Annotated in this window: 19 protein-coding genes; 7 read left to right on the top strand and 12 right to left on the bottom strand. The window is 65.9% G+C overall.

The genetic code is table 11. The features are described 5' to 3' along the window. Window positions 1–16 precede the first annotated feature (16 nt). From AC07TU_RS15275 to AC07TU_RS15255, 5 genes are all read right to left on the bottom strand, one after another. Entirely contained in the window at window positions 17–817 is an 801-nt protein-coding gene (locus AC07TU_RS15275; RefSeq protein ID WP_495188775.1) for an SDR family NAD(P)-dependent oxidoreductase, read from the bottom strand. Beyond that, window positions 817–1,581, bottom strand: coding sequence for an SDR family oxidoreductase (locus AC07TU_RS15270; protein WP_495188774.1), 765 nt, complete (start codon window positions 1,579–1,581; stop codon window positions 817–819). The genes AC07TU_RS15275 and AC07TU_RS15270 overlap by 1 nt, the downstream gene beginning before the upstream one ends. Before the next feature lies 1 nt (window position 1,582). Then, the gene (locus AC07TU_RS15265; RefSeq protein ID WP_495188773.1) at window positions 1,583–2,644 is read right to left on the bottom strand and encodes a phosphotransferase family protein; all 1,062 of its coding nucleotides are present in this window, start codon (window positions 2,642–2,644) and stop codon (window positions 1,583–1,585) included. Continuing rightward, on the bottom strand, window positions 2,641–3,726 hold the full coding sequence (locus tag AC07TU_RS15260; RefSeq protein ID WP_495188772.1) for a Zn-dependent alcohol dehydrogenase: 1,086 nt from the start codon (window positions 3,724–3,726) through the stop codon (window positions 2,641–2,643). Before AC07TU_RS15260 ends, AC07TU_RS15265 begins: the two co-directional genes overlap by 4 nt. A gap of 129 nt (window positions 3,727–3,855) precedes the next feature. After that, entirely contained in the window at window positions 3,856–5,139 is a 1,284-nt protein-coding gene (locus AC07TU_RS15255) for an acyl-CoA dehydrogenase family protein (protein WP_495188771.1), read from the bottom strand. Between the two features lie 158 nt (window positions 5,140–5,297). On the opposite strand from AC07TU_RS15255, the gene AC07TU_RS15250 reads away from it, so the two are divergent. Next, the gene (locus tag AC07TU_RS15250; RefSeq protein WP_495188770.1) at window positions 5,298–6,542 is read left to right on the top strand and encodes a TetR/AcrR family transcriptional regulator; all 1,245 of its coding nucleotides are present in this window, start codon (window positions 5,298–5,300) and stop codon (window positions 6,540–6,542) included. A 7-nt stretch (window positions 6,543–6,549) separates the two neighbouring features. Here AC07TU_RS15250 and AC07TU_RS15245 read toward each other — a convergent pair whose 3' ends face one another. Next, complete coding sequence (locus tag AC07TU_RS15245) at window positions 6,550–7,734, bottom strand: hypothetical protein (RefSeq protein WP_495188769.1); 1,185 nt, start codon at window positions 7,732–7,734, stop codon at window positions 6,550–6,552. Window positions 7,735–7,891: 157 nt separating this feature from the next. Between AC07TU_RS15245 and AC07TU_RS15240 the strand changes: the two genes are divergently transcribed. Further along, on the top strand, window positions 7,892–8,548 hold the full coding sequence (locus tag AC07TU_RS15240) for a TetR/AcrR family transcriptional regulator (RefSeq protein WP_495188768.1): 657 nt from the start codon (window positions 7,892–7,894) through the stop codon (window positions 8,546–8,548). Here the strand turns inward: AC07TU_RS15240 and AC07TU_RS15235 are convergent. From AC07TU_RS15235 to AC07TU_RS15225, 3 genes are all read right to left on the bottom strand, one after another. Next, window positions 8,533–8,952: a hypothetical protein gene (locus AC07TU_RS15235; protein WP_495188767.1), complete on the bottom strand. Its 420-nt coding sequence runs from the start codon at window positions 8,950–8,952 to the stop codon at window positions 8,533–8,535. The genes AC07TU_RS15240 and AC07TU_RS15235 overlap by 16 nt on opposite strands. After that, on the bottom strand, window positions 8,949–9,908 hold the full coding sequence (locus AC07TU_RS15230; RefSeq protein ID WP_495188766.1) for a poly(ethylene terephthalate) hydrolase family protein: 960 nt from the start codon (window positions 9,906–9,908) through the stop codon (window positions 8,949–8,951). Before AC07TU_RS15230 ends, AC07TU_RS15235 begins: the two co-directional genes overlap by 4 nt. A 265-nt stretch (window positions 9,909–10,173) precedes the next feature. Continuing rightward, the gene (locus AC07TU_RS15225) at window positions 10,174–10,650 is read right to left on the bottom strand and encodes a MarR family winged helix-turn-helix transcriptional regulator (RefSeq protein ID WP_495188765.1); all 477 of its coding nucleotides are present in this window, start codon (window positions 10,648–10,650) and stop codon (window positions 10,174–10,176) included. 135 nt (window positions 10,651–10,785) lie between these two features. On the opposite strand from AC07TU_RS15225, the gene AC07TU_RS15220 reads away from it, so the two are divergent. Beyond that, on the top strand, window positions 10,786–11,211 hold the full coding sequence (locus AC07TU_RS15220) for an organic hydroperoxide resistance protein (RefSeq protein ID WP_495188764.1): 426 nt from the start codon (window positions 10,786–10,788) through the stop codon (window positions 11,209–11,211). A 35-nt stretch (window positions 11,212–11,246) separates the two neighbouring features. Here AC07TU_RS15220 and AC07TU_RS15215 read toward each other — a convergent pair whose 3' ends face one another. After that, entirely contained in the window at window positions 11,247–12,530 is a 1,284-nt protein-coding gene (locus AC07TU_RS15215) for a spinster family MFS transporter (protein WP_495189023.1), read from the bottom strand. Between the two features lie 89 nt (window positions 12,531–12,619). Continuing rightward, on the bottom strand, window positions 12,620–15,475 hold the full coding sequence (locus AC07TU_RS15210) for a TonB-dependent receptor (protein WP_495188763.1): 2,856 nt from the start codon (window positions 15,473–15,475) through the stop codon (window positions 12,620–12,622). Window positions 15,476–15,862: 387 nt separating this feature from the next. Here AC07TU_RS15210 and AC07TU_RS15205 point away from each other — a divergent pair, with 387 nt between their 5' ends. The 4 genes from AC07TU_RS15205 to AC07TU_RS15190 all read left to right on the top strand — a co-directional run bounded on the left by AC07TU_RS15205 (window position 15,863) and on the right by AC07TU_RS15190 (window position 18,136). Continuing rightward, complete coding sequence (locus tag AC07TU_RS15205; protein WP_495188762.1) at window positions 15,863–16,336, top strand: YbaK/EbsC family protein; 474 nt, start codon at window positions 15,863–15,865, stop codon at window positions 16,334–16,336. Window positions 16,337–16,571: 235 nt separating this feature from the next. Next, on the top strand, window positions 16,572–17,240 hold the full coding sequence (locus AC07TU_RS15200; protein WP_495188761.1) for a class I SAM-dependent methyltransferase: 669 nt from the start codon (window positions 16,572–16,574) through the stop codon (window positions 17,238–17,240). A gap of 3 nt (window positions 17,241–17,243) precedes the next feature. Continuing rightward, window positions 17,244–17,855, top strand: coding sequence for a DedA family protein (locus tag AC07TU_RS15195; protein ID WP_495188760.1), 612 nt, complete (start codon window positions 17,244–17,246; stop codon window positions 17,853–17,855). Beyond that, a complete protein-coding gene (locus AC07TU_RS15190) occupies window positions 17,852–18,136 on the top strand; it encodes a hypothetical protein (protein ID WP_495188759.1) in 285 nt (94 codons plus the stop codon). Before AC07TU_RS15195 ends, AC07TU_RS15190 begins: the two co-directional genes overlap by 4 nt. A gap of 40 nt (window positions 18,137–18,176) precedes the next feature. On the opposite strand, the gene AC07TU_RS15185 is transcribed toward AC07TU_RS15190, so the two are convergent. Next, window positions 18,177–19,259, bottom strand: coding sequence for an acyl-CoA dehydrogenase family protein (locus AC07TU_RS15185; RefSeq protein WP_495188758.1), 1,083 nt, complete (start codon window positions 19,257–19,259; stop codon window positions 18,177–18,179). Between the last annotated feature and the right edge of the window lie 82 nt (window positions 19,260–19,341).

The following is a 19,341-nucleotide window of genomic DNA, read 5'->3' as shown; positions in this document are numbered from 1 at the left end:
GGAAACGATTAGCCTGTCAAACCGCCGTCTTGCCATATTCCTGACGGGTCACCGGGTGGCTCGACGACAGCCCGCCATCGACCGCCAGCGCCTGTCCGTTGACATAGCTTGCCTCATCCGACGCCAGGAACAGCGCCGCGCGTGCCAGTTCCTCGGGCTGCGCACCGCGGCGCAGCGGGTTGAGCCGGCCGATCCGATCCGTCTTCCCCGCCTCGCGCGCATAGTCGAAGGTCGGCTTGGTCATCCCGGTCTCGGTCAGGCCGGGGCAGAGCGCGTTGACCCGCACATTCGATCCCGAAAGCTGCTGCGCGGCGACCGCGGCGAGGTTGATCACCCCCGCCTTGGACGCCGAATAGGCCGGACTGCCCGCGCCCGAGCGGATGCCCGCGACGCTGGCTGTGAGCACGATCGCACCTGCGCCCCGCTCGGCGATCTTCGGGGCACCATGTTTGATCGCCAGCAGCGGTCCGATCAGGTTGACGCGCAGCACCTCGGCGATCAGCTCGGGCGTGGTGTCGAAGATGTTGGCCATCCCGCCCGAGATGCCGGCATTGGCGAAGAACACGTCCAACCCGCCATATTCGGCGACCGCGAGATCGACCGTCGCGATCACGTCCGCCTCGCTCCCCGCATCCATGTGGACCGCCTTGGCCGTGCCGCCCGCCGCCGCGATCAGCCGCACTGTCTCGTCTGCGCCATCGGTCTTGTCGGCGACGATCAACTTGCCGCCCTCGGCCGCGAACAGGATCGCGGCGGCGCGGCCGATGCCGCTGCCCGCGCCGGTGACGATGATCGACTTGTCCTGAAAGCGGGCCATCAGATCGTCACCCCGCCATCGACCACCATCGCCTGGCCGGTCATGTAGCGGCCGGCGGGCGAAGCGAGATAGACCACGGCACCCGCGATATCCTCGGGATCGCCCAGCCGTCGCAGCGGCGTGCCCTGATTGACGCGCTTCTCCGCCGCCGGATCCTCCCACAGGGCGCGGGCGAAATCGGTCTTGATCAGGCCCGGCGCGATGCAGTTCACACGGACATTGTCGGGACCGTATTCGACCGCATAGTTGCGGGCGAGCTGGAAGTCCGCCGCCTTGGAGACGTTGTACGCGCCAATCACCGGCGATCCGCGCAAGCCACCGATCGAGGAGATGATGATGATCGCTCCGTCCCTGCGTTCGCGCATCTCGGGCGCGGTCATCTGGATCAGCCAGTGGTTGGAGACGATATTGTTGTCGAGGATCTTGCGGAACTGGTCGTCCTCGATCCCCGCCAGCGGCCCGTAATAGGGGTTGGAGGCCGCGTTGCAGACGAGGATGTCGATCCGGCCGAAGGCGCGCCGCGTCTCATCCACCAGATGCTGGAGCGCGGCCTTGTCGGAAATGCTCGCGGCGACCGCAATCGCGGTGCCTTCGCCGTGCTTCTCGTTGATCGCCGCGGCAACCTCGTCGCACGCATCCTGCTTGCGGCTCGAGATCACCACCTTCGCGCCATGATCGGCGAGCGCCTCGGCCGAGGCCTTGCCGATCCCGCGCGAACTGCCGGTGACGATCGCGACCTTACCGGTCAGGTCGAACAGCTTCATCCTATGCTCCCGCCTTCCGCGCAAAGTCCCATGCGCTCGCCGCCAGTCCCGGCACGCGAGCGGCCGTCTCCTCGGCATGCGCATTGCTGGCATTGCCGTCGAGCAACCGCTTCTTGATCCCCTGGACGATGCTCATCAGCCGGAAGGTGCCGAAGGCGAAATACCAGTTGAGGTCGGGAATGCCGTCGCGCCCGGTGGCGGCGCAGTAGCGGTCGACCATCGCGTCGACGGTCGGGATGCCGGTTTCGGCCCCCGTGATCCCCGCGATCCCCGACGCGCCATTGGCGGGCACGAACCAGTTCATCAGCAGGTAAGAGAAATCCGCCATCGGATCGCCCAGCGTCGACAACTCCCAGTCGAGCACTGCCTTCACCTGCGGCGCATCGGCGTCAAAGATCATATTGTCTATACGATAATCGCCATGGACGATGCTGGTGCGCGTCTGCGGCGGCAGCGTGCGCGGCAGCCATTCGATCAGCTTCTCGACATCGGGCAGGTCGTCGGTCTGGGCGAGCCGGTATTGCTTGGTCCAGCGGCCGACCTGCCGCTCGAAGTAGCTGCCGGGCTTGCCGTACTCGCCCAGGCCCGCAGCCTCGTAGTCGGTGTTGTGCAACTGGGCGAGCCGGTCGCAAATCTCGTGGTAGATCGCGGTGCGCTGGTCCGGTGTCATGCCGGGGAGCGCGCCGTCCCAATAGGTTACCCCCTCGACCCGCTCCATGATGTAGAAGGCCGAACCGACCACCGCATCGTCCTCGCACAACCCATAGGGGCGCGGCACCGGAAAGCCGGTCGGATGAAGCCCGGCGATCAGCCGATACTCGCGATCCACTGCGTGCGCCGAGGGAAGCAGCGGCCCGAACGGCTTGCGACGCAGGACATAGGTGCCGCTCGCCGCATCGATGCGGTAGGTCGGGTTGCTCTGCCCGCCGGGGAATTTGGCATAGGTCAGCGGGCCTTCGAACCCGCTCACGTTCGCCGCCATCCACGCGGTCAGCTTCGCAGTGTCGAGGTCGCTCACCGCCTCCATCGGCTGGCCGCCGCGATGGCCTGCCGGGGCGCTCATGTGAACTCGATCACCGAACGCACCGCATCACCCTTGCGGAGGTTGTCGAAGGCATGATTGATGTCCTCGAGCCGGATGCGCTCGGCGACCATCGTGTCGAGGTCGAGCAGCCCGTCGAGGTACATCTGTACCAGCCGCGGCAGATCGACCGGGAAGCGCATCGACCCCAGCAGCGATCCCTGCAGCTTCTTGCCCGTCAGGAAGGTCGGACCGGGAATGCTCACCGACTGGCCCGGCGCGATCATGCCCAGGATCGTCGCAGTACCGCCGCGGCGCAGCAGGTTCCAGGCCAGCTCCGCGGTATTGGGCCGCCCCACCGCCTCGATCGCATAATCGACCCCGCCATCGGTCAGCTTGGCGACCTGCTTGACCAGATCGTCTGCCATGGCGTCGAAGACATGGGTCGCGCCCATCTTCCGTGCGATCTCGCGCTTCTCGGGCACCGGGTCGATCGCGATGACCTTGCCCGCGCCGGCAATCTTGGCGGCGTTGACCGCCGACAGGCCGATGCCGCCGCAGCCGATCACCGCGACGGTCTCGCCCGGGGTCACCTTGCTGTCGCGGAAGATCGACCCTGCGCCGGTGATCACCGCGCAGCCGAGCAGCGCCGCACGGTCGAGCGGCATGTCCTTGCTGATCGCGACACAGGCATTTTCGTGCACCAGCATCTGCTCGGCGAAGGCCGAAAGGTTGAGGAAATGCGCGATCGGCGTGCCGTCGGACAGGCGCAGTTTCGGCTCGGCATCCTTGGCCCGTTTGGTCGAGGAATCCACACACAGCGACGGTCGCCCGGAGACGCAGAATTCGCAGCTTCCGCAGAAGACGGTGAAGAAGGTAATGACATGGTCGCCCGGCTTGATCCGGGTGACCTCGCTCCCCACCGCCTCAACCACGCCCGACGCCTCATGCCCCGGAATGGTCGGCATCACATGTGGATAGGCGCCATCGACGAAATGCAGATCCGACCGGCACACCCCGCACGCCGCGGTGCGGATCAGCACCTCACGCGGGCCGGGCTTGTCGATCGTGATGTCGTGGATTTCGAGGGGTTTCTTCGCCTCGAACAGGACCGCTGCCTTCACATTCTACTCCTTTTAGCCCTCCCCTTCAGGGGAGGGGTTGGGGGTGGGGCAGTCAAGTCTCACCGAGGTCGCCGCTCAGAGAACAGTCCCCACCCCAACCCCTCCCCTGAAGGGGAGGGGCTTTAAAGACTATCGCGCCACCGCCAGGTCGCCGCTCGACACGCGGTCAGCCTTGAAGTCCCCGTACTTGCCGAACTCCGCACGAGCGATGGCGCGATTGTGCACCTCGTCCGGCCCGTCGGCAAAGCGCAGCGTGCGCATGCTCGCCCAGGCGCTGGCGAGCGGCGTGTCGCCCGACACGCCCGCGCCGCCGAATGCCTGGATCGCATCGTCGAGGATCTGAAGCGTCATGCGCGGCCCCATCGCCTTGATCATAGCGATCTCGCCCTGCGCCGACTTGTTGCCGGCCTTGTCCATCATGTCGGCGGCCTTCAGGCACAGCAGGCGCATCATCTCGAGGTTCGAGCGCGCCTCGGCGACGCGCTGCTCCCAGATCGAATGGTCGGCGATCCGCTTGCCGAAGGCGACGCGGCTCAGCAGCCGCTTGCACATCAATTCCAGCGCCGCCTCGGCCACGCCAATTGACCGCATGCAATGATGGATGCGCCCGGGCCCGAGGCGCCCCTGCGCAATCTCGAACCCGCGCCCTTCGCCGAGCAGGATGTTCTCGACCGGCACCCGGACATTCTCGAGCACCACTTCGCCATGACCGTGCGGCGCGTGATCATACCCGAAAACCGAAAGCATCCGTTCGATCCTCACGCCGGGGGTATCCATCGGCACCAAAATCTGGCTCTGCTGCGCATGGCGCGAGGCGTCGGGATTGGTCTTGCCCATCACGATGGCGACGGCGCAGCGCGGATCGCCCACGCCCGACGACCACCATTTGCGCCCGTTGATGACATAATGGTCGCCGTCGCGGACCATCGAGGTCTGGATATTGGTCGCGTCGGACGAGGCGACCTCGGGCTCGGTCATCAGAAAGGCCGAACGGATTTCGCCGTTCATCAGCGGCTTGAGCCAGCGGTCCTTGTGGTCGCGCGTACCGTAGCGGTGCAGTACTTCCATGTTGCCGGTGTCGGGTGCCGAGCAGTTGAACACCTCGCTCGCCCAGCCCGCACGCCCCATCTCCTCGGCGCAGAGCGCATATTCGAGGTTGGTGAGCTGAGTCCCCTCAAACTCGAAGCTGTCATCGACATGGGTCTGGCCCGAGTGGGGCGGCATGAAGAAGTTCCACAGCCCCTGCGCCTTGGCGACGACCTTCAACTCCTCGATCACCGGGAGCACCTTCCAGCGCTCGCCCTCGGCGGTCTGGCGATAATAGTCGCCGTTGCGCGGCATGATGTGCTGGTCGATGAACCCCTTCACACGGTCGCGGAAATAGGTTTCGCGCTCGGTCAGCGTGAAGTCCATCATCCTTCTCCTTGGCATCGCTCGTTTCGACTCGAATACGCCATACCCGTTTTTCGGTAAAGTGGGCGGGCATGCATTTTTCCGCCGCGGAATCACTCCAATCCCGCCCTACCCGCTTTAGGACTGTTCCTTCGAATCAAAGCTGCTAATCTGGTTCGATGGCAGTCGAAGAGGGGCTCCCCGCCGAAGCGCGGGGCGAGACGAAACGGTTCAGGGCAAAGCGCGACGCGATCCTCGCGGCGGCAGCCGATGTAATCAACGAACAGAGCGCGAAGGGCATGACCTTTGCGGACGTGGCGCAGCGCGTGGGGCTCAACACCACCAGCGTCACTTATTATTTCAAGCGCAAGGAAGACCTTGCGGCGGCGGCGTTCGAGGTCACGCTCGACCGGCTCGACGCAATGCTCGACGAGGCGCACCAGGAGGCAACGCCCGAAGCCCGTGTCGCGCGCTACCTCTCGATCAATATGGAGCGGCTCGCGCGGATCGACCGCGGCGAGGAAAAGGCGTTCGCGATCCTGTCCGACCTCCGCGCGATGGAGGGCGATCTGAAGACCGAGCTGCTCAAGCGCTGGCAGCATGTCTTCCGCCGGACGCGCGCGCTCTGGGGCGAAGGCGGCACGCGTGCCGAGACCGACCTGTATGGCGGCCGCGCGCACGTGCTGCTCGAGAACACCTTCTGGCTGCCGGTCTGGCTCAACCGTTACGAGACCGACGAGTATCCGCGCGTCGAAGCGCGTCTGATGGATGTGTTCCGCCACGGCATTGCGGCGGAGGGCGCCGCGTGGAAGCCGGAGATGCTCGACCTCACCCATGACGAGGCCGAACCGGGGCGCGAGGCGTTCCTGCTCGCCGCGACGCGGCTGATCAACGAGCTCGGCTATCGCGGCGCGTCGGTGCAGAAGATCGCGAGCGAGCTCAACGTCACCAAGGGCAGCTTCTACCACCATCTCGACGCCAAGGACGAGCTGGTGATCGAATGCTACAAGCGCAGCTTCGACATCGTCGCCGATGCCCAGCGCCTCGCCGAAGAGGGGCCGGGCGACCATTGGCACAAGCTGATCAGCATCATCGCGACCCTTCTCGACGTGCAGTTCTCCGAGCGCGGGCCGCTGCTGCGCACCACCGCGCTGTCGGGTCTGCCGCCGCGGGTGCGCACCGCGATGGTCGACCGGTCGAACCGCATCGCGCGCCGCTATGCCGGCATGCTCTCGGACGGCATCGCCGAAGGATCGATCCGCGCGATCGACCCGCTCGTCGCCAGCCAGGCGATGATGGCGATCCAGAATGCGGCGTTCGACATGCGCAAATGGGCCGGCACCATGCCGCGCGACAAGGCGGTCGCCTTCTACGCCTCGACCATCGTGTTCGGCCTGTTCGACGACCGGGTGCTCGACTTCTGACCGCGGCTCACGGCGGCGGCGGGGCGTCGCGCTGTGCCAGTTTCGTCAGGTCGATCACGTGCAGCGTCGGCTGACCCGTACGCACCGTCATGCGCGTCCCCGTCGCCACCCCATAGGGCGAGCGCAAGGTGAACCGCTCGACACGATACGCGCCAATGCCATCGGCATCCTGCCTGGCGGGGACATAGCGCCGCGCCGCGATATGTTTGACCAGCGGCTTTGCCCATTGCCCGCCCTTGGCCGGGCGCAGGATTTCGATCTCAGCCGGCCGACCGTCGGGTCGCACCCAAAAACCGATATCGGCCCATCTGAAATCCCCATTGCCGAGTGAGGGACCGGCCGGTGCGGACGCGATGCCCGCGCCTCCGTTCGGCGAGAATCCCGACGATGCGTAATGACCGAACTCGGGAAAATAGGGTTCATACAGCAGCACCGGTTCCTCGCCACCGGTTCCGCGCAGCGCAGTGACCAGGTCGTCCGTCCCCGCTTCATTTCCCTTCGCAATGTCGATCCGCAACCGCAGCACGTGCAGCCACCCCGCGAAACGCGCATCCTTGCCATGGCTGCGCTCAAGTTGTTCGAGCAGCTCGCGCGACCGCGCAAAATTCCGGGCACTGAGTGCCAGCCAGGCGCGGCGGAAGGTCAGGGCTGCGGCGAGGTCCGTCTTGCCGCCGCGCGCGGCATCCTCGGCGGCTCCGCGATACGCGCTGTCGGCACCACTCACGTCGTTGAGCTTGACCCACATATCGGCAAGGCGGGTTGAAGCACCAAGCGCCAGCTGATTCTCGCGGCCCAGTGCCTCGCGCAGTACATAGACGCTCTCACGCGTGGCATGGCGGAACGACCTGACATCGCCCTCATGCTCGGTCACATCGGCGAAAGTAGCATAGAGGTCCGAGATCGGCCCCGGCATGCGCGCCGCATATTTCTTGTTACGCGAAATCGCGCGGCTCAGGATTGTCCTGGCCTCCTTATAACGACCCGCGGCGAAACTCTCCGCCCCGGCATTCATCGCGGCATCGACCTCCTCCTCGGGAGGGCAGTCGCGCGCGAGGCACTTTTCCAGCGCATCGCGCATCCGGTTACCGGTGATGACGACGTCGGCCTGCTGGGTCTGCGATACGGGCGCCTGCGCGGCCGGCGTCGGAACGACAGCCTGCTGACCGGCCAGCATCAGAGCGATCGACAACATCCACGCCTCCCCACAACCTGCAACGCAAAGGCTATGCCGCCGCACCTGCACTGGCAAGACGGCGAGGATCGGCGGCGGCCGGTTGACGGACCTTCGCCCGACCCGCCAGACTGGCGGCGAACCGGTGCCTGCACCGCATCGGCAGGAAAGGATCAGAGTGACGGGCGCGGTATCGGACCGGAAACGGCGGACCCAGGCGGAGCGGACCGCGGAAACGCGTGAGGCGCTGTTCGACGCCACGATCCGGCTGCTCCACCGCAAGGGCTATGGCGGCGCCACGACCGAGCTGATCGCCGACGAGGCCGGGATGACCCGCGGCGCGCTCAATCACCATTTCAAGTCGCGCGCCCATTTGATGGCTGAGGTGATCCGCACCGTCTACGAACGCGAACAGCACGCCTATCAGGACATGGCTGCACAGAGCGGCCGCGGCGCAGAACTCGCCGACTGGCCGGACATGCTCTGGGAGGTGCTGAGCAAGCCGTCGGGCCTCGCCGTGCTCGAGATCCTCCAGGCCTCGCGCAGCGATCCCGAACTCGCCGCACTGGTTGCGCCGATGCAGGCAGCGGTCGAACGCATGTCGCTCGCAGCGATCGATGCGCAATTCGGCAGCGCGGACGGCGCCGCGATGCTGCCGGGGATCCGCCTGCTCGTCTGGGCCGTGCGCGGCCTTTCGATCGCGCAGATGCTTGCGCCCGATCCCGGCGAGATCAGGCGCTCGATCGATTTCCTGCGCCTGCTGATCGACGGAGCGGTCCGCGCGGGCGCAATCGACCCGCGCGGCCGCCCCCTCCCCCCTCAAGGCACCGGCTGACCCTCGCGGCACACCGCAGCCACGGCGTCAAAGGCGCCCGATCCGTCATCGGTCGCGAGCATCTTCAAATGGCCCAGCCAGACGAAGCGCCGGAACCCCCGGTCCTTCGACGTGCGCTTCTCGCCGCACGCGATCTGCGGCGCATCGCGGCGGGCGGCGACGTTGCGCAGTTCCGCGCCCCGATCGCCGATCGAGGCGAGGATCGCGGTTTCGATCGCCGGACGTTCCGGCGTGGCGGACGGGCTTGGCACGGCTTGTGTCGGGGACGGTGCCGCCCCCGGCCGTTCGACCGGCGTCACCGCCACCACTCCGGCATCGGGATCGCCCTGCGGTTGCCGCCACCAGAACAGGGTGGCGACCGCCGCAGCGACGGCAATCGCCGCTATGACGAAAGGCTTCCTCACGGAACGTTGCTGACCCGCCCGGTCCAGGCTGCGGCGGTGAAGAACTCGCCGGTCCCGGTCTTGAACGCCGCCCCCGCGGCCGTGTCGCCCTTCAGCCGCCAGGCGAGCCAGGCGGTCGGATAGCCCAGATAGCCGTAGACGCCATTGGCGCACGACCGCAGGAAGCCGAGCAAGCCGCAGCCCGGCGTTCCGGTCACGTCATTGTGGTTGGCGCCGCGGAGCAGCCCCTTGGCCTTGAGCATCGTCCCGGGCGTGGCGTTGTAATAGGCCGTCTGCGAATTGAGCTGCGTGCCGCTGCCTTGCGTGTCCGGCGCGATCAGGCTGTCGGCGGTGCCGCTGACATAGAAGATCGATCCCGATCCGCCGGTCAGCGCCGGGGTCAGCAGGCAATTGTCCGCCGGGTTGCACCACATCTGGCTGGGCAACTGGAAGGTCACGGTGGTGGTGATCACGCCGTTCGAGTTGAACATCGCGTTCGCCGCACCCGACGCGCCCTGCGAATGGCCCGCCGCGCCGACCTTGGTGAAGTCGATCCGCTGATAGAAGGGGCTCGCCGGGTTCGCCTCCTCGGCGCGCATATAGGCGAGCGAGTCGAGCGCGGTGTTGCCATAGCCGGTCTGCTGATCCCGCGTCGCGACGACGACGAAGCCCCAGCTGGCGAGGTGCTTCAGCCAATAGGTGTAGTTGTCCGGTGTCGAGCCTGTGCCATTGGCCCAGATCACCAGCGGCAACCGCTCCTGCGATGCAGTGATGTTGCTCGGGTAGAAGACATCGCACTGATTGCCCTTGGAGTCGCACGCCGCGGCCGATCGCGTCTGCGTCGTCGCAAGAGCGCCATTGGCGTAATATTTGGTTTCGATGGGACCGGTTGGCCCGTTCGGCACCGACTGGGCGGCGGCCGGCACGGCCAATGCGGCGGCGGAAATGAACACGATCGCCCGAGATAGTCTCTTCATCTGCCTCTCCTTGCGCTTATCGTTCTTCGTTCCCGGCGCGACGATGTGCGGCGCGCCGGTCGGTCCGGCCGCACGAAGGCAGGCGAGCGGGAGTTTTGCGCATGTGTGCAGACCCGCACCCGCCACGGCGGATGCGTGAATAATCCTCTCCCGTTCGCCGATCTCCGCCGGCCGCCGGAGCCTATGCGCGCAGTTACATACAATCAAGAATGTATGTATATAATATGGTAATTTGGCGGTTCATCGCCGCCTCAGCCGCGGCTGATCAGCCCGCGGGCGGGCCGGCGCTCCACCCGCCGATATGGCCGTAGATCGCATCGCGCAGCCGCTTCACCTCGCGGTTGAGCTGGCCGAGTTCGGCGGGTGCCTGCCCCGACGCTTCCAGCAAGGTCTCGCCCAGGCACCCCACCTTGCTCCGCAGCGCGCGCGCGGCATCGGTCAGCGCGACGATCACCTGCCGCTCATTCTCCGGGTTGCGCGTCCGCACGACCAGCCCGCCCGCCTCCAGCCGCTTGAGCAGCGGCGTCAGCGTGCTCGATTCAAGTGCAAGCTGCTCGGCGATCCCGCCCACCGTCTGCCCATCCTCGCGCCACAGCACGTTGAGCACCAGATATTGCGGATAGGTCAGCCCCAGCGTGTCGAGCAGCGGCTTGTACGCGCGCTGGATCGCGATCCCCGTGGAATAGATCGCGTAGCAGAGCTGATCGTCGAGCGGCATCAGCGCATTGGCATCGGTGCGCATCGGGACTCCTTGTCGTCCGGGGCCTGATCCCCGGTCACATCATATATTGCGATAAATATTTTCTGGACAAGTCCCCGAATCATCCTTACCTAACAAATATCGCGATAACTGTTTTCGCGAACCAAGGAGACGATCATGAGCATTCTCTATCGCACCGAATCCACCGCGACCGGCGGCCGCACCGGCCGGGCCAGCACCACCGACGGATCGTTCAGCGTCACGCTCGACACGCCCAAGGAACTTGGCGGCGCGGGCGGCGAAGGCACCAATCCGGAACAGCTCTTCGCATCGGGCTATGCCGCCTGTTTCCTCGGCGCGCTCAAATTCGTCGCGGGCAAGCGCCAGGTGAAGCTCTCCGACGAGAGCACGGTGACCGCTTCGGTCGGCATCGGCCCGCGTGAGGATGGTCAGGGCTTCGGCCTCGACGTCGCGCTGACGATCGCACTGCCCGGCATCGACCCCGCCCTCGGCCGCGAACTGGTCGATGCGGCGCATATCGTCTGCCCCTATTCGGACGCCACCCGCGGCAGCCTCGACGTCCGCCTGACGCTCGCAGACTGACCGGCCCGGCGGGTGGGGCTCGCGCTCCACCCGCCTCAGGCCGCCCCGCGCTTCAGCCACACCCCTGCGCGCCAGTAATGGAACAGCGCCCAGGGCGTCGCCGCGGCAAAGGTCAGCATCGCCCAGCGCAAAGCCTCCGCGTCGCCAATCGAGGGCTTCAGCGCGTCGCTGATCACCCCGATCATCGTCGGCCCCAGCCCCAGCCCGATCAGGTTGATCACCAGCAGGGTCACTGCGGCCCATAACGCGCGCATCCGCAGCGGCGCCAATCCCTGGATCAGCGCGAAGGTCGGGCCGAGATAGGAGTTGATCAGGATCAGCGACGCCCAGTAGATCGGCACCGCGATCCACGGGTCGCTCGCTGCGTAGAACAGGAACGACAGCGGCAGCCCCACCCCCTTCATCGCCAGCACCAGCCACGCCTGGCTGTGCAGCCCCCAGCGCTCCGCCGCCTTGTTGGCGAGCCATCCGCCCAGCACCGCCGACAGTGTTCCGCACACCGCGCCCACCGGCGCGACGATCGACGCGATCTGAAGCTTGTCGAGGCCGATGGTGCGAATGAGGAAACTCGGCCCGAACGCAGTGTGGCCGTATCCGATCAGCGAGGTGATGGTGACGCCCATCACCAGATGCACCGCCGCGCGGTTGGCGAACAGCGATCGGAAACCCTCGCCGAAGCTCGGCATCGCAGCCTGCGACGCGGGCGCGCGGTCCGGGTCGGAAAGCCCGCGCCGCGGCTCGACCACGAACAGCTTGATGACAACCGCCAGGATGATGCCGGGGATACCCACCGCGAACATCGCGACGCGCCAGCCGAAGAAATGCGCGAGCGTCCCGCCGATCATCGATCCGCCGGCCACACCGAGCACCACGCCCAATGAGTAGATGCCCATCGCCCCCGCGCGCTTCTCGGGCGGATAGAGGTCGGCGATGATCGAATGGCTCGGCGGGCTCGACCCCGCCTCGCCGATGCCGACGCCGATCCGCGCGAGCAGCAGCTGGACGAAATTCTGCGCGAGGCCGCACACCGCGGTCATCGCGCTCCACAGCGCCAGCGCGATGCCGATGATGTTGACGCGGTTGCCCTTGTCCGCCCAGCGCGCCACCGGCAGCCCCAGCGTCGCATAGAAGATCGCGAAGGCGAACCCCGCGAGCAGCCCCAGCTGCGTGTCCGACAGCAGCAGCTCGGCCTTGATGTCCTCCTGCAGGATCGCGAGGATCTGCCGGTCCATATAGCTGAAGAAATAGGCCGCGGTGAGCAGCCCCAGCGTCACATTCCGCCGCCGGAGCGCAACCTCGTCCGTCGCCAGTTCAGCCATCGTCACCCTTCACGAAATGGGGGCGAGCCCTTGACCCGGACTCGCCCCCGGTTTGTCTGCATCCGCCCGGACGGGGCAGACGTCAGCCTTCAGAACTTGATCCGTCCGGTGATGCCATAGGTGCGCGGTTCGGCCAGGAACTGGGAGAACATCTGGCGCCCGCCCGGGAATTGCGGATCGGCAAAGGGCATTGCGGTGAACCCTGCCGCATAGGGCGGCGTGGTCGATCCGCCCTGCTGGAAGGGCGAGTTGAACGCCACCTGGGCATATTTCTCGTTGAACAGGTTCTGCGCCCAGAATTCCAGCGCCCAGCGCTCTTCCTTGCCGCGGATGCCGATGCGGCCGTTGACCACGACATAGCTGTCCTGCTCCTTCTGCGGGAACAGGTCCGACCCGGTGTTGAAATCGTCGGTCAGGCGCGTGTCGAGGTAGAAGAGGCCCGACAGGCCGGTCGACCCGATGTCCGGCGTCCAGGCGAACGATCCGGTCGCGACGATCTCCGGCGCGTTCGAAAGATTGTCGCCCGGCAGCATCCGAAGCGCCGGATTGAGCGGCGCCCCGCTCTCGTTGCCGACCAGATTGTCGCGATATTTGGTCTTCGCATAGGTGAGACCGAGGTTCATGCGAATGTCGCGATGCGGCACCAACGTCGCCTCCAGCTCGACGCCGGTCGAGCTGACGCCATAGCCGACATCGCTCTTGGCGCACGCACCGGTGCCCAGCGCCGGATTGAGGTTGAACGCCGTGCCCGCCGCGATCACCGGCGCGATGTAATTCGCCCCGCCCGGATTGGCGCTCTGGTCGCGATCGGCGCCGTTCAGGTTGCTTTTGCAGCCGTTCACGTTCTGGACGATGAACACCGTGCCGTCGAAGGTGTTGAGCTGGAAGTTCTTGAACTGCTGGCGGAACAGCGAGACGTTCAGGCTGAACGGCCCCGTGGCATATTTCGCGCCGAACTCGAACGCATCGACGATCTCCGGATCGAATTGCAGGTTCTTGACCAGCGCCTGGGCGCCGCCAAGGCTGGCGAAGGACACCGACGGCGCCTTGAGCGCCGAACGGTCGAGGTTGAACCCGCCCGCCTTGTAGCCGCGCGAATAGCTCGCATAGACCATCAGATCGTCCATCGGCTTCCACGAAAGGATCGCGGTGCCGGTGAACTGGTCCTCCTTGCGCTCGTCGCTGATCGACACGCCGTTGAGTTCCGCCGTCGAATTGCCCTGGCACGACAGGTTGAGCAGCGACTGCGAAACCGCGAACAGCGCGGTGTTGAACGCCGGGCTGTTGGGGTTGGCAAAGGCGCCGACCAGCGCCTGGTTGGCGACGCAGGCGCTGTTGTCGTTGCCGAAGCTCGCGCTGAGCTTCTTGCGCTCGTTGGTGTAGCGCAGGCCCAGGGTCAGATCGACCGTGTCGGTGATGTGGACGATATTGTGCGTGAACAGCGCCCAGTTGCGGCTGTCCTGCCGGTACCGGTCGCTGGTCGTGCCGCGGTTGTTGATCGAATCGAGATTGTCGAACGCAGCATAGATCAGCGGCGACGCCGCACCGAACAGCGCCGGACGCGCGGCAAGGCATGCGGCCGAGGTCGGCGAATAGAGCGCCGAAAGCCCGCCGGGCGAGACGATGCGGCAGCTCGCGAACCGGCCATATTGGTTGCCGAAGCGCAGATTGTCGGTCGCGGTCAGCTTTTCATTGGCGTAGTAGCCGCCGATCAGCCAGTCGAGCTTGCCGCCGAAGGCCTGGCCCTGAAGCCGCAATTCCTGGCTGAACGTCTCGAACTTGCGCGCCGAACCATCATTGTCGGCGCGATAGAGGATGTCGACCGAGCTGTAGTCGGTGTCCGAAGCCTGGCTGCTGAAATAGTTGCGATACCCGGTGATCGACGTCAGCGTCGTGTCGCCAAAGCTCCAGTCGAGCTGCATCGAGGCGCCATAATCCTCGGTCCGCCCGCCATAGGACCGGCCCGGCGACACCGAGAGTTCGCGCGACCAGCCGGCGTTGAGCGCTGCCGGGTTCTGGCCCAGCGCAAGCAGCACGTTGACGATGTTGTTGCCGGTGTCGTTGGTGCGCCCCGGTACCGCGCCCGGCTGCTGCAGCGGGATCGCCGGGTTGTTGAGGTTGCCGATATGCGGATTGACGCTGTTGCTGACATAGGTCGCGCCGCAGCACCGCTCGTCGCGGTTGGTATAGTCGCCGATCAGGCGGACGCGCAGGTCGCTCGACGGTTCGAACAGCAGCTGGCCGCGGATGAAATAGCGGTCGCGGTTGTTGACGTCGGTCTTGTTGGTGGCGTCGTTATAGTAACCGTCGCGCTTCACATAGACGCCGTCCACGCGCGCCGCGACCGTTTCGCCCAGCGGCACGTTAATGTTGCCCATCAGCCGCCACAGGTCGTAATTGCCATAGGTTACCTCGGCCCCGCCCGAAAAGCCGCTGAACGACGGCGCTTTCGACACGATGCTGATGATGCCCGCCGATGCGTTGCGGCCGAACAGCGTGCCCTGCGGCCCGCGCAGCACCTCGACCCGCTCGATCTCGCCCAGTTCGTTGAGGCCGATGCCCGAACGCGAGCGGTAGACGCCGTCGATGAACACCGCGACCGAACTTTCAAGGCCGGGGTTGTCGCCCACCGTACCGATGCCGCGGATACGCGCCGATCCGTTCGCTTCGCTGCCCGTCGAGGACACCAGCAGCGACGGCGCCACCTGGTTGAGCTGGCGGATGTCGTTCGCGCCGGAATTCTGCAGCTGCTCGGAGGTAACGGCCGAAACGGCCAGCGGCACGTCGGCAAGCTGCTGTGCGCGGCCCTGCGCAGTGATCACGATTTCGCCGGCGGCGGCCTCGGGTTCGCTGGCCTGCTGCGCGTCCTGCGCAAAGGCGGGCGATGCCATGGCGATGGCGAGCGCCGGAACAGCTGCCGCCGAGAAAAGGCTAATCCGCTTCATAGATCCCACTCCCGTTGTGGCTGGAGCGCTTCCCCGGCTCCATACCGCAAACTCGAATAGATCGATAATCCGGCTTGCGGTCAAGCCAACAAAACCGTTGCAAATTGCCACTTACACTAGCGTAGTTCAGCTGTTTCACGCGGCAGTGCAGCATAATCGGTATGGTGAACGCTTGTTCGAAACGGATCGATTTCACCACTCCGTCATTCGGCCTAGTGCCGGGATCCACGCCATGGCCGGGCGATGAGCAGGTGGCTTGATCGCATCGCGCGCGGCGCCATGGATCCCGGCACGGGGCCGGGATGACGGTGAACGGGGTCGGGACGCGGCAAAACCAGCCATGACGCGCATTGCGGTTTGCAACGCACCGCCCTTAAATCCCGCGCCATGAGCTACGAATCCGTCCGCGACGACCTCGCCCAACGCGCGCCCGATCTGTCGATCATCGAGGCCGAGCAGAGCACCGCAACGGTGATCGAGGCCGCGCATGCGCTGGGCGTGGTGCCGGGACAGATCGCCAAGACGCTCGCATTGCGCGTCAACGAGCGTGTCGTGCTGCTGGTGGCGCGCGGCGACGCGCGGCTCGACAATCAGAAGACCAAGGCGGCGCTTGGCGGCAAGCCCCGCATGCTCGATGCGGAACAGACGCTCGCCGCCACCGGCCACCCGGTCGGCGGAGTCTGTCCGTTCGGCCTTCCCGCCCCGCTGCCCATCTATTGCGACGTCAGCCTGCGTGCCTTCGCCACCGTCTTTCCGGCGGCGGGATCGCTCAACACCTCAGTCGAAATCGCCCCGGATCGCCTCGCGACGCTTCTCGACGCGCAATGGGTGGACGTCTGCAGCCTGCCTGCTCAAGGCTGAGATACCTTGACGGCGGACATTCTTGCAGCCAACCGCCCTCCACCTCATTCCGCCAGGGTCAGAACGGTCGATGCCTACCCACCCACCGCTGCACTTCGACAGGCAGCCACGCATCCTGCTCACCGGCTAAGTGTATCACTGTATTGTCATAGTGCATCACTATTGATAGCCCAATGTTTCTATGCTTTCCCTCGCACCGCCTTTTTCCGCTTGGCTAGTCGCCACCATCGAATCGATGCAGACCATCATGAGACGAACTGGACGCCCCTTTATGCGTTGGAAAGCCCATAGAAAGAACAACCGGGCCCGCGGGGCGGCTGCCACATCATCCCTCGACCGCATCCGCTTCCTTACGGCCTGGCTGGGCAATCCGCTTAGCGTCGCGGCGATCGCCCCGTCGAGCAAGGCGCTGGCTCAGTTGATCACCCGCGACATCGATGCGCAAACCGGACCGGTGCTGGAATTGGGCCCGGGGACGGGGGTTTTCACGCAGGCGCTGCTGGATCGCGGTGTCGCGGAACGCGATCTGACCCTAGTCGAATATGACGATGGCTTTGCACGGCTGCTCAAAAAGCGCTTTCCGCAGGCCAACACCCTCAACATCGATGCCGCCGAACTGGCTGATCATCACCGGTCGCCGTCGGAGCTGTTCGGTGCCGCGATATGCGGGCTCGGCCTGCTGAACATGAAGTCCGCGAAGGTCGAGGCAATCCTGCGCGCCGCCTTCATGCGGATGCACAGCGGCGCACCGTTCTATCTGTTCACCTATGGCCGCAACTGCCCGGTGCCGGATGCGGTGCTGCAACACCTCGACCTCGACGCATTTCGCGTCGCGACGATCAGGCGGAACATACCGCCGGCTTCGGTTTACCGGATCGCCTCCCGCCAGGCGAAGGCGGACTGACGCATGGTCGGGTCCGACACGGTGGCGAACCTGCTATCGCTTGGATTGATCGGGGTTTTCCTCGTCACGGCGCTGGAGAAGTTCGTCCCCGTCGTTCCGTCCTACGTCATGCTCCTGGCGCTGGGGATGAGTGCGCCCGATCTGCCGCAATTGACCGCGATGCTGGCGATGACGGTGATCGGCTCGCTTTGCGGGTCGGCCGGCTGGTTCGCAATCGGCCGTACGCTGGGTGAACAACGAATCGAGCGGCTGGTCGCGCGCTTCGGCAAATATGTCTTCTTCCCTCTGCCGACCTACCGGCGGCTGGCCGCGTCCTATCGGCGCAATCGCTTCGGGGTAACGGCACTGGGTCAAACGATTCCGGTGGCGCGTGTCTATCTCGGGCTGCCCGCCGGCGTTCTGAAGCTGCCGGCAATTCCATTCCTCACCGCCGCTACGCTCGGCATTCTTGTCTGGAACCTGCCCTTCCTCTTGCTCGGCTTCCTGCTGAAGGGCACCTCGCATTCCCTCTTCTATGTCGGCTTGCGCGCATCGATCGCGCTCGTCGCCGCTGAATTTGCGATTGTCGCGCTGGTCCGCATGATCCGCCGCGCCCGCAGTGACGCTCGGACATGAACCCGCCACTTATCCGGCCCGACATCCTGTTGCCGTTCGCCGTCAATTTTGTCGCGATGGTCATTCTGCCGGCAAAGCTGGGGCTCTCGGGTGCATCGACAGCAACGTTTCTCGCCTACGCCGCGCTCAGCGGAGCGCTGCTGACCCTCGCCGGGGACCTTCGGTATCTGCGCGCCATGTTTTCGCGCCGCGATGTCCGCAGCTACCTGCTCGTCCGCATCGTCATCGCCGCGATCGTGGGCGCCGTCCCCTTCATCGTGGCTCGAAGCCTGGCGGCTTGAAGCGCTGCGGCTTGACCGCCAATCGTCACAGCGCTCTCCGTCAGAACCCGCTCAGCCGAGCGAAGCGATCGCGGTGATAGGCCGCATTGCCCCACATCTGTTCGAGCACGCGCATCCGCTTGAGCGTGAAGCCCGCATCATATTCGTCAGTCATGCCGATGCCGCCGTGCAGCTGGATCAGCTCGCGGCTCATCAGCTGGCCGACCTCGTTCGCCTTGCCCTTGGCGAGCGACGCTGCCTGGCGCGTGTCGCCGCCGCGGTCGATGGCAGCCAGCCCCGCCTCGACCGCCGAGCGCATCAGCTCGATCTCGCTGTAGAGGTTGGCCATGCGATGCTGCAGCGCCTGGAAGGTCGCCAGCACCTGCCCGAACTGCACGCGCTGCTTGAGGTAGGCCAGCGTCGTATCGAATGCCGCCCCCGCCATGCCCAGCATCTCCGCGCCCGCCAGCACCGCCGCACGATCGGCCACCGCGTCGAGCAGGCCCCCATTATCGCTGGCGCCGCCCTCCGCCAGCCTGTCCGCCGCCGCGCTGTCGAAGCTCACCTGCGCATGGCTACGGAAGTCGGCCAGATGCCGCCGCGACACGGTCACGCCCGTCCCCGCCTCGACCAGATAAAGCCCGTCGGTCGCGGCCACCACGAACAGCCCGGCGCTGTCGCCCTCGGCGACGAACGCCTTGGTGCCACTGAGCTTGCCGCCTTCGACCTTCGCCGCGATGGCCGTCGGGTCGAAACGCGGCCCCTCGTCCACCGCTAGCGTCGCGACCAGCTCGCCGCTGGCGATGGGCGGCAGCCACTTGGCCTTCTGCACATCGTTCCCGCCCAGCAGGATCGCCGACGCCGCCACGGCCGAGGCCGCCAGCGGGGTCGCGGTCAGCGTCTTGCCGAGCTCCTCGATCACCAGCCCCAGGCTCAGCCAGCCGAAATCGCTGCCGCCCTGTGCCTCGGGAATGATGATCCCGGTCCAGCCCATTTCGGCCATCGTCGCGAACGCGCTGGCATCATAGCCCGCCGCACCGTCGCGATCGCGCACCTTGCGCCACGCGCTGACGGGGCTTTCATTCCCCGCCCAGTCGCGCGCCATGTCGCGCAGCATCGTCTGTTCTTCGGTCAGAACGGCCATTCTTCGTCTCCAAACCTCTCGATCGTCATCCCGGCCTTGTGCCGGGATCCACTCCGCCTCACGCGATGCGATTGAGCCTGCT

The sequence above is a fragment of the Sphingomonas sp. GW821-FHT03E12 genome, assembly GCF_059420685.1.
Note: the sequence above shows the minus strand (reverse complement) of the source record. Positions and strands in the feature narration are given on the sequence as shown.

Bases quoted from the DNA above. Each gene is read 5' to 3' on its own strand.
- AC07TU_RS15275 (WP_495188775.1), bottom strand. From the start codon at position 817: ATGGCCCGCTTTCAGGACAAGTCGATCATCGTCACCGGCGCGGGCAGC.
- AC07TU_RS15270 (WP_495188774.1), bottom strand. From the start codon at position 1,581: ATGAAGCTGTTCGACCTGACCGGTAAGGTCGCGATCGTCACCGGCAGT.
- AC07TU_RS15265 (WP_495188773.1), bottom strand. From the start codon at position 2,644: ATGAGCGCCCCGGCAGGCCATCGCGGCGGCCAGCCGATGGAGGCGGTG.
- AC07TU_RS15255 (WP_495188771.1), bottom strand. From the start codon at position 5,139: ATGGACTTCACGCTGACCGAGCGCGAAACCTATTTCCGCGACCGTGTG.
- AC07TU_RS15250 (WP_495188770.1), top strand. From the start codon at position 5,298: ATGGCAGTCGAAGAGGGGCTCCCCGCCGAAGCGCGGGGCGAGACGAAA.
- AC07TU_RS15245 (WP_495188769.1), bottom strand. From the start codon at position 7,734: ATGTTGTCGATCGCTCTGATGCTGGCCGGTCAGCAGGCTGTCGTTCCG.
- AC07TU_RS15230 (WP_495188766.1), bottom strand. From the start codon at position 9,908: ATGAAGAGACTATCTCGGGCGATCGTGTTCATTTCCGCCGCCGCATTG.
- AC07TU_RS15225 (WP_495188765.1), bottom strand. From the start codon at position 10,650: ATGCGCACCGATGCCAATGCGCTGATGCCGCTCGACGATCAGCTCTGC.
- AC07TU_RS15220 (WP_495188764.1), top strand. From the start codon at position 10,786: ATGAGCATTCTCTATCGCACCGAATCCACCGCGACCGGCGGCCGCACC.
- AC07TU_RS15215 (WP_495189023.1), bottom strand. From the start codon at position 12,530: ATGGCTGAACTGGCGACGGACGAGGTTGCGCTCCGGCGGCGGAATGTG.
- AC07TU_RS15210 (WP_495188763.1), bottom strand. From the start codon at position 15,475: ATGAAGCGGATTAGCCTTTTCTCGGCGGCAGCTGTTCCGGCGCTCGCC.
- AC07TU_RS15205 (WP_495188762.1), top strand. From the start codon at position 15,863: ATGAGCTACGAATCCGTCCGCGACGACCTCGCCCAACGCGCGCCCGAT.
- AC07TU_RS15200 (WP_495188761.1), top strand. From the start codon at position 16,572: ATGCAGACCATCATGAGACGAACTGGACGCCCCTTTATGCGTTGGAAA.
- AC07TU_RS15195 (WP_495188760.1), top strand. From the start codon at position 17,244: ATGGTCGGGTCCGACACGGTGGCGAACCTGCTATCGCTTGGATTGATC.
- AC07TU_RS15190 (WP_495188759.1), top strand. From the start codon at position 17,852: ATGAACCCGCCACTTATCCGGCCCGACATCCTGTTGCCGTTCGCCGTC.
- AC07TU_RS15185 (WP_495188758.1), bottom strand. From the start codon at position 19,259: ATGGCCGTTCTGACCGAAGAACAGACGATGCTGCGCGACATGGCGCGC.